Source organism: Synechococcus sp. 1G10 (assembly GCF_002252625.1).
GTDB lineage: Bacteria > Cyanobacteriota > Cyanobacteriia > PCC-6307 > Cyanobiaceae > Regnicoccus_A.
Genome location: NZ_NQKW01000040.1, coordinates 1 through 10,149, shown reverse-complemented (window position 1 = coordinate 10,149; position 10,149 = coordinate 1). Strand labels below are relative to the sequence as shown.

The 10,149-nt window shown below is 62.8% G+C and carries 10 protein-coding genes and 5 pseudogenes; 12 read left to right on the top strand and 3 right to left on the bottom strand.

What is annotated here, in order from left to right; translation table 11 throughout:
- Positions 1 to 192, top strand: a pseudogene (locus CJZ82_RS17045) (hypothetical protein); the annotation flags it as partial.
- A 122-nt stretch (positions 193 to 314) separates the two neighbouring features.
- Positions 315 to 527, top strand: a complete 213-nt coding sequence (locus CJZ82_RS17040; RefSeq protein WP_143593755.1) for a GNAT family N-acetyltransferase — start codon at positions 315 to 317, stop codon at positions 525 to 527.
- A 196-nt stretch (positions 528 to 723) separates the two neighbouring features.
- On the opposite strand, the gene CJZ82_RS17035 is transcribed toward CJZ82_RS17040, so the two are convergent.
- Entirely contained in the window at positions 724 to 1,236 is a 513-nt protein-coding gene (locus CJZ82_RS17035) for a TspO/MBR family protein (protein ID WP_094556930.1), read from the bottom strand.
- Between the two features lie 308 nt (positions 1,237 to 1,544).
- Between CJZ82_RS17035 and CJZ82_RS17030 the strand changes: the two are divergent.
- From CJZ82_RS17030 to CJZ82_RS17015, 5 genes and pseudogenes are all read left to right on the top strand, one after another.
- A pseudogene (locus CJZ82_RS17030) lies at positions 1,545 to 1,927 on the top strand (AbrB family transcriptional regulator).
- 223 nt (positions 1,928 to 2,150) lie between these two features.
- Positions 2,151 to 2,981 (top strand): slipin family protein, encoded by an 831-nt coding sequence (locus CJZ82_RS17025; RefSeq protein ID WP_233130355.1) that lies wholly within the window; start codon positions 2,151 to 2,153, stop codon positions 2,979 to 2,981.
- A 40-nt stretch (positions 2,982 to 3,021) separates the two neighbouring features.
- Positions 3,022 to 3,672 (top strand): annotated as a pseudogene (locus CJZ82_RS19230) (protein-L-isoaspartate(D-aspartate) O-methyltransferase); the annotation flags it as partial.
- Between the two features lie 245 nt (positions 3,673 to 3,917).
- Complete coding sequence (locus CJZ82_RS19225) at positions 3,918 to 5,057, top strand: erythromycin esterase family protein (protein ID WP_369820118.1); 1,140 nt, start codon at positions 3,918 to 3,920, stop codon at positions 5,055 to 5,057.
- 72 nt (positions 5,058 to 5,129) lie between these two features.
- Positions 5,130 to 5,360: pseudogene (locus CJZ82_RS17015) on the top strand (IS5/IS1182 family transposase); the annotation flags it as partial.
- 41 nt (positions 5,361 to 5,401) lie between these two features.
- Here CJZ82_RS17015 and CJZ82_RS17010 read toward each other — a convergent pair.
- A complete protein-coding gene (locus tag CJZ82_RS17010) occupies positions 5,402 to 6,970 on the bottom strand; it encodes a glutamate synthase-related protein (RefSeq protein ID WP_094556929.1) in 1,569 nt (522 codons plus the stop codon).
- Positions 6,971 to 7,011: 41 nt separating this feature from the next.
- Between CJZ82_RS17010 and CJZ82_RS17005 the strand changes: the two genes are divergently transcribed.
- Both CJZ82_RS17005 and CJZ82_RS17000 read left to right on the top strand, forming a co-directional pair.
- Positions 7,012 to 7,323, top strand: coding sequence for an ATP-binding domain-containing protein (locus tag CJZ82_RS17005; protein ID WP_233130353.1), 312 nt, complete (start codon positions 7,012 to 7,014; stop codon positions 7,321 to 7,323).
- Between the two features lie 441 nt (positions 7,324 to 7,764).
- Positions 7,765 to 8,037 carry a transglycosylase SLT domain-containing protein gene (locus CJZ82_RS17000; RefSeq protein WP_233130352.1) on the top strand — a complete coding sequence of 91 codons (273 nt, stop codon included), beginning with the start codon at positions 7,765 to 7,767 and terminating at the stop codon, positions 8,035 to 8,037.
- 10 nt (positions 8,038 to 8,047) lie between these two features.
- Here the strand turns inward: CJZ82_RS17000 and CJZ82_RS16995 are convergent, their stop codons facing one another.
- Positions 8,048 to 8,365 (bottom strand): MTH1187 family thiamine-binding protein, encoded by a 318-nt coding sequence (locus CJZ82_RS16995; RefSeq protein ID WP_094556928.1) that lies wholly within the window; start codon positions 8,363 to 8,365, stop codon positions 8,048 to 8,050.
- Between the two features lie 148 nt (positions 8,366 to 8,513).
- On the opposite strand from CJZ82_RS16995, the gene CJZ82_RS16990 reads away from it, so the two are divergent.
- From CJZ82_RS16990 to CJZ82_RS16980, 3 genes and pseudogenes are all read left to right on the top strand, one after another.
- Positions 8,514 to 8,903, top strand: coding sequence for a hypothetical protein (locus CJZ82_RS16990; RefSeq protein ID WP_094556927.1), 390 nt, complete (start codon positions 8,514 to 8,516; stop codon positions 8,901 to 8,903).
- Between the two features lie 42 nt (positions 8,904 to 8,945).
- Complete coding sequence (locus CJZ82_RS19220) at positions 8,946 to 9,233, top strand: thermonuclease family protein (RefSeq protein WP_233130351.1); 288 nt, start codon at positions 8,946 to 8,948, stop codon at positions 9,231 to 9,233.
- Positions 9,234 to 9,682: 449 nt separating this feature from the next.
- Positions 9,683 to 10,054, top strand: a pseudogene (locus CJZ82_RS16980) (AbrB family transcriptional regulator).
- Positions 10,055 to 10,149 lie beyond the last annotated feature (95 nt).

The following is a 10,149-nucleotide window of genomic DNA, read 5'->3' as shown; positions in this document are numbered from 1 at the left end:
GTGGAGCGCCTATTCCGAATCAAGGTGGACGCCTTCGACTGGAATTGCCCCCAGTTCATAACGCCCCGCTTCACGGTGTCGGAACTGGAGGAGCGGGTGCGGCCCCTGCAGAAACAGATCGCAGACCTGGAGAACGCGCTAAAGGGGCAGGGGGGCTCCACCGGGGCGGGAGATGGCCATCCCAGCGGCTGAAGACCACATAGCTCGAGGATGAGCATCGCCCGCTTCAGAGCGCAGAGTCTGGGCGGGCCGCTCAGCGGACGGCGCTGGTGGAGGTGGCGGCGACCGGCTGCTGTTGGGGAGAGAGAAGGGAGATGGAAGGAGTGGCGTTCGAATCCACCGGCACCTTGGTGGGCAGCTTTTACCTGAGGCCCAACTTCCTCTGCCTCGGGGCCCATATGGCCAATGCCGGGTATCTGGTGGCTGAGTCCTGCCGGCGCCGGGGGATCGGCAGCCGTCCCTGTCAGCACTCCCTGCGGGCTGCCCGACGGCTGGCTTTCCGGGCGATGCAGCTCACTTGGTGGTGAGCACCAACACTTGGGGGATACGTTGCTGAGAATGCAACGGCTTCGGAATCGTCGGCACCCTGCCCGGCGCCTTCCGCCACTCACAGCAGGGCTATGTGGATGCTCTTGTCATGTTCCAATGTCTGCTTGAGGGACCCGCTGGAGGAGGGCGCCGACAAGGTGGTGTTGTGAGTACTGATGCACGCGCGGCGTATCACTACAGCAACGACCAAGCACCGAAGAAAGGGTCCGGATTCGACAAAGCCACGAACATTGATACATAGGTGGCAAGGAGCAACCACACCGCACGGAGCGCGATAAAACTGGCTGAAAGGTGATCGATCCTCCACGCGCACACGAGGCTGAGCAGCCCGGTGATGAGTCCGGCGACAGTGTCCACGGCTCCAAGGACAGGGCTATGGAGCAGGAAGTAGACGGTGGTGAAGGCCGAAAACAGCACCCAGCCCACACCCTCCGACCACAGGAACACTGTCCGCCCAAGCGAACGCACCGGTGCGTTGGAGATACGGGACAAGGCCACAAGAGATGTCACATTGAGCACCAACCAGACTGGAGCGAAGGCCCAGTCGGGTGGTGCAAGATTCGGCTGTCGAAATGCGTTGTAGAAGGCGAAGTCCCCTCCGAAGCCTGCGGGTAGAGCACTAATTGCATTGCCTACCGCAAGAATGATAAGTGCGTGCCACCGCTTGAACCGACCTCGATCAGCCATTCGCCCCCAAGCCGCTAACCCTGATTATCAGCGCGGATCTGCTAGCTGCCTCTCCATGTGAGATGCAGAGCAATGTGCAGGGTGCGTTCCAGTCGGCATGCTTGGTCCAGGGTCAAGGTGCTGGTGGAGGTGTGCAAAAGTTAGTTCGTAATAACGAGTCCGGCAACTAATCCAAGCAAGCCACACGTACCTCGACGGTGATGGGGTTAGCGAGGCTTGTCAGACGCCGTTGATAGAGCCACTGTCTGTACATGGCATGATTGCGATCAAATTGTCTGCTAAGGTGAAGTTTACTGAGCTTTTTGCCAATGCCCCTTACCGGATCTGATCTGCTGGCCATCGTCAAAGCGCTGCCTGAGGCCTCCAAGTCCGATCTGGTGCGTGCCGCCGGCTACCTCAGCACCAAGGCAGTGAGCGACTGAACTTCACCGCTTTCTATGAAGCACTGCTGGAAGCCAAGGGCGTCAGCCTCGGAGACGGTGGTGGCAACGGCAAAGGGAAGACCGGCCGCGGCTTGAGCTATGTGGCCAAGGTGCAGGGCAACGGCAACCTGCTGGTCGGGATGGCCTACACGGGTCTGCTCGACCTCAAGCCGGGCGATGAATTCGAGATCAAGCTGGGCAAGAAGCAGATCCGGCTGATTCCGAGTGGCGGCAGCGACAATAGGGATCGAGGGATCATTCACCCCTAATACAGGTGGCGTCAAGGCCTCAAGCGCTTTTGGCGTGAGGCACAACTTTCTCTAGGAGCCTGTCGCGCATAGATCAGCGCCCAAGCTCTCCACAGAAATCCCTGAATCTGCCCAGATCCATTGCAGCCAAGGGGTCCTGGGCAGATCAGTGGGCGTCTTCGGGGAAGGCCGTCACTGACCCACCCGCAACAGGCTCCTAAGATTTCCATAATTTATACGATCATTGGAGGCCAAGATGGGATCGATTACGGGCCTGGTGCTTGTCCTGCTTCTTCTTCTCGGCAGCAAGGGTATCAAACTGGATCGCGAATACCAGCGCGGCGTTATCTTTCGACTCGGGCGCCTAAAGGGAGTGATGGGGCCAGGCATGTACTGGATCGTACCATTTGTGGATCAGAAAGTACAACTTGATGTTCGGACCAAAACCGTCAGCATTGAGCCCCAGGAAACAGTCACGGCAGACAGCGTGACCATCAAGGTCAACGCCGTTCTTTACTACCGGATTCTCAATGGCGATAAGGCTGTGATCCGCGTCGAGAACTATCAGATGGCCGTTTACCAAGTTGCTTTCACCACACTCCGCAATGTGGTGGGGCAGAACATGTTGGATGACGTGTTGCAGAACCGCGACAAAATCAATCTGAAGGTTCAGGAGATCGTCGACGAAATCACAGAACCATGGGGCATTGAGATTGAACGGGTGGAGATCAAGGATGTCGAGATCCCTCTGGGAATGCAACGAGCCATGGCCAAGGAAGCGGAAGCCCTGCGCGAAAAACGCGCTCGTCTGATCAAGGCAGCCGCTGAACAGGAGGCGTCCATCAAGCTCTCGGAAGCCTCGAAAACAATCCTGCAGAACCCTTTGGCGCTGGAGCTGAGGCGCATGCAGATGCTCACCGAGATCGGAGCCGAAAACAACACCACGACAGTCGTGATGATTCCCTCCGATCTGATCACATTGGCAAGACACTGGTCCACTCCGGCCGACAGACCATCCAGCAAGCTGGAGAACTCGCCAACTGAATCGAGGCCAAACGATTCGGACCAGGATTGATGATTCGATCGCCGAAATCACGCGGTGCGTGACCATCCACATGAGTGCAGCCACCGCCATTAACGCCGAGTCGATCCGCCGCCGGCGCGCGATGGTGGAACGGCAGATTGCCCATCGCGGCATTTTTTCCCCACGCGTACTCGACGCGATGCGGAGTGTGGAGCGCGAGGCCTTCCTGCCGGAAGAGTTGCGCGAATTCGCCTACGACGACACACCATTGCCGCTCGAGGCAGGCCAGACGATCACGCAGCCCTACATAGTGGCGCTGATGGCCGAGGCGCTGCTGCTGAAGGGTGAGGAGAAGGTGCTGGAAATCGGCACCGGATCGGGATACGCGGCCGTGGTGCTCTCAAGGATCGCGAAAGCGGTCTACACCGTGGAGCGCTACGGCCAGCTCGCGAGCCAGGCAGCCGAGACGCTCGCCTCGCAGGGATTCCACAACGTGCATGTGCTGCAGGGAGACGGCACGCTCGGCTGGCCCGAGCAGGCGCCGTTCGACTCGATCATCGTGGCCGCCGGGGGTCCCGAGGTGCCCCGCTCGCTCAAGGACCAGCTAAGGATCGGCGGGCGGCTGGTGATCCCGGTGGGCGCCGATCGGCGCCTGCAGGAACAGCTGCGCATCACCCGGAGCTCTGAAAGCGAGTACGCAACGGAAGAGCTGCTCGACGTGCGCTTCGTGCCGCTCATTGGTGAGCAGGGATGGGCACCGGAGCGACCTGATCAGCAGCCGCAGCCGTCGCCCCCTGCCGATCGGGCAGTCGATCGGGCAGTGGTCGACGACCGCGAATTCGCCCGCCTGATTGCGGCTGCCTGCGAACCGTTCACCGACATCGATTCGGTCGATCTAGCACCGCTGCTCGGAAGGATCGGCAAGGCACGGGTGGTGCTGATCGGCGAGGCCTCGCATGGCACATCGGAGTTCTACCGGATGCGGGCGTGGATCACGCGGGAGCTGATCGAGCGCCAGGGGTCTCGTTCGTGGCGATCGAGGGCGACTGGCCTGATGCAGCCAGTGTCGATCACTACGTGCGTCACGCGGAGACTCCGCCCTCGGAGTGGACGGCGTTTGCACACTTTCCCACCTGGATGTGGCGCAACGGCGAGACACGCGAGTTCGTCGACTGGCTGCGGGCCCATAACGCTGCCCGCACGCCCGCGCAGCGCATCGCATTCCGTGGGCTTGACCTGTATAGCCTCTACAGCTCGATTCGCTCGGTTCTCGATTACCTGAAGGACGTCGACCCACAGACGGCGCAGCTGGCACAGCTGCGCTATGGCTGTCTCACGCCATGGGAGGCGGAGCCGGCCACCTATGGCCATGCCGCGATCACCGGCAGCTATCGCAGTTGTGAGGCGCCGGTCGTTGCCGTACTGAACGACCTGCGCAGAAAGGAACAGGCCTACGCCGAACATGATGGCAAGCGCTTTCTCGACGCCAGCCAGAACGCCCTGCTCGTTTCCAACGCTGAGCAGTATTACAGAATCATGTATTACGGCTCAAGGGCATCGTGGAACCTGCGCGACGGGCACATGTTCGACACCCTGATGAACCTGCTGCAGCATCACGGCTCGGAGAGCCGCGGCGTCGTGTGGGCGCACAACTCTCATATCGGCGATGCCAGCGCCACCGAGATGTCGAGGCGAGGCGAATTCAATATCGGCCAGCTCTGCAGGCAACAGTTCGGTACTGCCGCTTATTCCATCGGCTTCGGCACACACGAAGGCACCGTCGCCGCTGCAACGGACTGGGACGGCCCGATGCTCACCAAGAGTGTGCGGCCGTCGCTGGAGCAGAGCTACGAACGTCTGTTCCACGAGAGTGGCACACCACAGTTCCTCCTGCCTCTGCGGCAGCGCGCCTCCCAGGCGCTGCGCCAGGAGCTGTTGAAGCCGCGGCTCGAGCGGGCGATCGGCGTGATCTACCGCCCCGAGACCGAACTTCAGAGCCACTACTTCCAGGCCGTGCTGCCGCGCCAGTTCGACGAGTACATCTGGTTCGACCGGACCCGTGCCGTCACGCCATTCGCGACCGCGGAACTGAAGGGGATGCCGGACACCTATCCCTTCGGCCTTTAAGAGTTCGCTGAAAAACTCGGCCAGCTCTGAGCAAATGCGACAACTGCACAGACGAAAGTGCGGGGCTAACAGGTGCACAGCGGCTCCCAGATCTCCTACGTCTCGATTGAGGAGTGGATCCCGACCAGCCATCCGCTACGGCGGATCCGCAAGCTCGCGGACCTGGCTCTTGATCGGCTCAATCTCACCTTCTGCAGGCCGTACGCCTCAGAAGGTTGGCCATCGACACTGCCCGAGCAGTTGCTGTTGGCCTCGTTGCTCCAGGCGTTCTACGGGATCCGCTCCGAGAGGCTGCTGCTGGAGCTGAGGTGGGTGGGATCCATCTGGGCAACCCGTTGGAGTCACTACACCACCGGATCATCCTGAGCCGAGCCGCTCCAGGCGATCCCGGCCAGATCTGCCACATCCCGGCGCCAGCTGGACAGGTCGTTCCTGGAGAAGCCGCGCAGATGGTCATGTCCACAGGCCCGTGCCAGCACCTGCATCAGCGCCACCGCCGCATGCAGGAACCTGGCCAGCCGCTGGGCGGCATGCTCCACCTCCAGCCTGCGACGCACCTGTGGATCCTGGGTGGCGATGCCCGCCGGACAGCGGTTGGTGTGGCAGATCCGGGCGCCGATACAGCCGATCGCCTGGATCGCCGCATTGGCCAGGGCGATGCCATCGGCCCCCAGGGCCAGGGCCTTGACGCAGTCGGCCGGAGTGCGCAGTCCGCCGGTGGCGATCAGGGTGACGCGGCCGCTGGCACCCCGGCGGTCGAGGTGGGCCCGGGCCCGCGCCAGGGCAGGGATGGTGGGCACGGCGATGTGATCGCGCAGCAGCAGGGGAGCGGCGCCGGTGCCGCCGCCGCGGCCATCGAGAATGAGGTAATCGGCGCCGGCCTCGAGGGCGAAGTCCAGATCGGCCTCGATGTGCTGGGCACTGAGCTTGAAACCCACCGGGATGCCACCGGTCAGCTCCCGCACACGATCGGCGAAGGCGCGGAAATCGCCCGGCGTGTGGAGATCGACGAAGGTGGGAGGTGAGTGAATCGGCTGGCCTTCAGGGATGCCACGAATGGCGGCGATGCGGGCGGTGACCTTGTTGGCGGGCAGGTAGCCGCCGCTGCCGGTCTTGGCGGCCTGGCCGGCCTTGAAGTGGAAGGCCTGCACGCGAGGCAGCAGCTCCTCGCGGTAGCCGAACCGGGCCGAACCCAGTTCAAAGAGATAGCGGCTGTTGGCAGCCTGCTCCTCCGGAAGCATCCCCCCCTCCCCGGAGCAGATCGCCGTCCCGGCTCGCTCGGCTCCTTTGGCCAGGGCCAGCTTGGCCTCCTCGGAGAGGGCCCCGAAACTCATGTCGGAGACCAGCAGCGGAATCTCCAGTCGCAGGGGTCGCCGCGCCTGGGGGCCGATCACCAGCTCGGTGCCCACCACCGCCTCGCTTGGCAGGGGCTGGCGGGCCAGCTGGGCCAACAGGATCTGGATGTCATCCCAGCAAGGCAGCTGGGAGCGCGGCACACCCATGGCCGCCTGCGGCCCCTCGGGGCCCACCCGATCGAGGCCATGCTCGGCCAGCTCGTGTATCAGCACCACGTTGGGTTCTTCCGGCGTGGGATGGGGCGTCGGCATTACGTCGGCAAGCTCGGGCTCGTCAGCGTCAGAGACGACGCTGTAGGCCGTTCCAACCCGATCGGCCGGAACCCGGCTGTGACTGCCGTCGCAATAGGGCGGGGTAGCGGTCTGCTTCCAGCGGCACAGCACGGCCCTGCCGCTCGTTTCGGCCACGAAGGCCAGGGGGCTGAATGCTGTGCCCTGATGGGAGCCGTCGCAGAAGGGCTGGTCGGCCGACCTTCCGCAGGCGCAATAGAAGTACTCCTTCCCCTGCTCCAGTTCCACGCTGATGGGGGTGCTGGCGGCAACCATCGGTGCGGGCATCGGGCTCAGGCGTTCGACAGGGGCCGGTAGCCCATCATTCAGTGTGCAGCCGGCTCATCAAGCAAGGGGGTGGGGCAGTTTTTCCTGTCCCAGAACCCAGTGGCGAACTCGACTACCTCGTGCCCGCCTACGCCTGCACGATCCACAAGAGCCAGGGCAGCGAATACCCGGCGGTGGTGATCCCTTTGCACACCCAGCACCACGCCATGCTGCAGCGCAATCTGGTGTACACCGGCATCACCCGCGGCAAGCAGCTTGTTGTGCTGGTGGGCCAGAAGAAGGCGCTGGCGATGGCGGTGAAGAACCACCTGGGCCGCAGGCGTTACACCAAGCTGGCGGAGTGGCTCGGCTGAGCAGCTGCAATCGCTCTGATGCCGCCGTTGATGCGGTGGATCGGCTTGCCGTACTGACAAGACAGGCAGGCGGATCTATTAATGAATCAGAGGCTTCGACCAGGGCAGCACCAATCAGTTCCCTGCAACCGGCCCAAGGGCGCCCGACACGGGGCGCCCTTCTCATCAGCAGCATTCAGACATCGGTTGGAGCAACGCCTTGAGGGCGTACGTGCTCACTTGTTCGTTGACTGAACAAGTCCATTCGGCACTTCAGCCGCTGGTCAACCCGCCTTGTAGCCGATACCGTCCAACGCAATTGGCCGGGTGGATGGATGGATGCCGTTTCACGCTGTTTCTGCCGGACGATCCATCCCTCTGCTGCTCGGTGCAACCCTGGCTCTTGGGGCCACTACCTGGGTCGCTCCCGCTGCTCAAGCCACTCAAGCAGGCCAATCCCAGGTGATCACAGCCATCCGTCAGGTGTGGCCCGCTGCGCACCATGATTCCGCCATCCGGCTGGCGCGCCTGGAGAGCGGCCTGTCCCCCACCGCCCGTGGCTGCGCCGGGGCCTGCATCGGCCTGTTCCAGATCCACTACACGGCAAACCGTCGGTTGATGGCCGCGATGGGCATTCACACGCCGGACCAGCTGCTGGATCCGATCGTCAACAGCACCGTGGCCTATCGCATGTTCCGCGAGTCGGGTTGGAGGCCCTGGGGCAATCAGCCATGAGCGCTCGGGCTTAGCCGGGCGGCAATCGCTCTTGCAGTAATGCCTCGACGCTGGCCACCTTGTCCTCCAGCGTCTGGTCCCGATCGGTGCGGGTATTGACCTTGACCGTGGAGAAGATGCGTGGAGCGCCCATGGCATGCACGGCCGCATCGCAGGCCTCGATCGCTGTGAACACGGGCTCCCACTCGCCCTCAATCGCGGTGCCATTGGCGTGCAGCTGGATCTTGAGGCCGGCGTCCAGCAGCACCCGTTCACAGGCAGCGATGTAGGGCGCCAGGTTGACGCCAACCCCAATCGGCACAACGCAGAGATCGACGATCACCTTCATCGAAGTGCTTCCGGAGGTTTAATAGAGAGGCTTTCATCCTCACGGCCCCTCCTCCGTTCAGGGTCGAGCCGTTGTCCGGCTTCCCCGGTAGTGCCCTGCCCGCTCCATTGGCCAGGCCTAGCCTTTGAGCAATTCCGGCGGGTGGGCCATGGCCGTGGTGAACCGCTGCGCGGTGGGGATCAACCCAAGCCCTAAGTTGCTCGACTGGGCACGGGGATTTGACCTGGATGTGGAGGTTGTCGGCGCCAGGGAGCCCTGCCTGTACTTGATCCCTGACTACGACACGGAAGAGGAGGCCGAAGAAATCCTCGAGGAGGTCTACGAGGCGATTTTCGAGGCGGAGCTCGATTACTGGCATCGCGACACCGGCACCTGGCCAGCAGAGCGCACCTACCCGATGTTCCGCAAATGGTTCGAAGTGCGCTTCTACCCCTTGATCCAGGACCTGGTGGGCGAGGAACTCACCGCTACCGAGCTGGATGAGGAGTTCATCGGCGAGCTGCGTACGGCACTGGAGGGGCTTGAGCAGGGTCCCTGAGCGAGGCCAGAAGGGAAGGGCATCGGCACTCAGACTGCGGTGATGCCCCTGAGCTTTCGCCCACTCACCGCTCTGTTGCTTGCGGTGGCGATAACCCCGGCGGCGCTATTCCCGTTACCGGCGGTCGCAGGCCCCGAGGTTCGCGCCACGGTGATCTCGATCGGCGACGGCGACACGATCCGGCTGGCCTGCATTGACGCCCCCGAGATGGCCCAGGCCCCCTATGGCGCCCAGGCCCGCAGCTATCTGCAAAGCCGTCTGCGGCTGGGCTCCAGCGTGATCATCAGGCCCAGACAGCGGACCGCTTCGGGCGCACCGCGCCCGAGGTGATCAGCGGCGTGAACATCAACCTGGCGCTGGTGGAAGACGGCATGACGTGTCCGCTCCGCGGGCCTGCGGCTACGCCTACCGGAAGTACTTGGGCCAGTCCAACGCCAGGGAGTATCTCGATGCTGAGGTCCGAGCTTCCCGCAGCCGCTACGGGGTGTGGAGGGTGCCAGGCGGCATCACCCGCCCCTGGGATTTCCGCTGTAGCCGAACAGCAGGGCGATCAGCAAGAACGATTGAGTCGATTCCTGGTGGCCGCCGCTATCGCTGTGGTGAGATCAGCTCCTTTGCACGCGCGCAGGAGTTACTGCGTCAGGGACACACCTATCTTGACTCGAATGGTGATGGAGAGGCCTGCGAAAGTCTCCGATGAAGGGACGGACACCCGCACCTTTTTGAGCTGGCAACAATCAGCCTGGCCATTATCTTTCATCTATCAATACTTCTCACCCATGGCCCTCACCGGATCTGACCTACTCGCAAAAGTAAAGGAGCAGGGAGATGCCTCCAAGTCCGATCTGGTGCGAGCCGCCGGCTATCTCAGTACCTAGAAGGACGGCAGCGAGCGACTGAACTTCACCGCTTTCTATGAAGCACTGCTGGAAGCCAAGGGCGTCAGCCTCGGAGACGGTGGTGGCAACGGCAAAGGGAAGACCTGCCACGGCTTGAGCTATATGGCCAAGGTTCACGGCACCGGCAACCTGCTGGTCGGCATGGCCTGCACGGGTCTGCTCGACCTCAAGCCGGGCGATGAATTCGAGATCAAGCTGGGCAAGAAGCAGATCCGACTGATCCCGGTTGGCGGCAGCGACGATGAGGAGTGACCGCAAGCTGGAACTGCTGTTGGAGCGGCTGCCACCGCCGGCCGCCGATCGCTGATGACCAACCAGCCCCATCTCCACAGTCCGCTCTACATCGA

What these genes read in the sequence shown, in the direction of transcription:
- CJZ82_RS17040 (WP_143593755.1), top strand. Translation starts at nt 315, where the DNA reads ATGGAAGGAGTGGCGTTCGAATCCACCGGCACCTTGGTGGGCAGCTTT.
- CJZ82_RS17035 (WP_094556930.1), bottom strand. Translation starts at nt 1,236, where the DNA reads ATGGCTGATCGAGGTCGGTTCAAGCGGTGGCACGCACTTATCATTCTT.
- CJZ82_RS17010 (WP_094556929.1), bottom strand. Translation starts at nt 6,970, where the DNA reads ATGCCCGCACCGATGGTTGCCGCCAGCACCCCCATCAGCGTGGAACTG.
- CJZ82_RS16995 (WP_094556928.1), bottom strand. Translation starts at nt 8,365, where the DNA reads ATGAAGGTGATCGTCGATCTCTGCGTTGTGCCGATTGGGGTTGGCGTC.
- CJZ82_RS16990 (WP_094556927.1), top strand. Translation starts at nt 8,514, where the DNA reads ATGGCCGTGGTGAACCGCTGCGCGGTGGGGATCAACCCAAGCCCTAAG.
- CJZ82_RS19220 (WP_233130351.1), top strand. Translation starts at nt 8,946, where the DNA reads ATGCCCCTGAGCTTTCGCCCACTCACCGCTCTGTTGCTTGCGGTGGCG.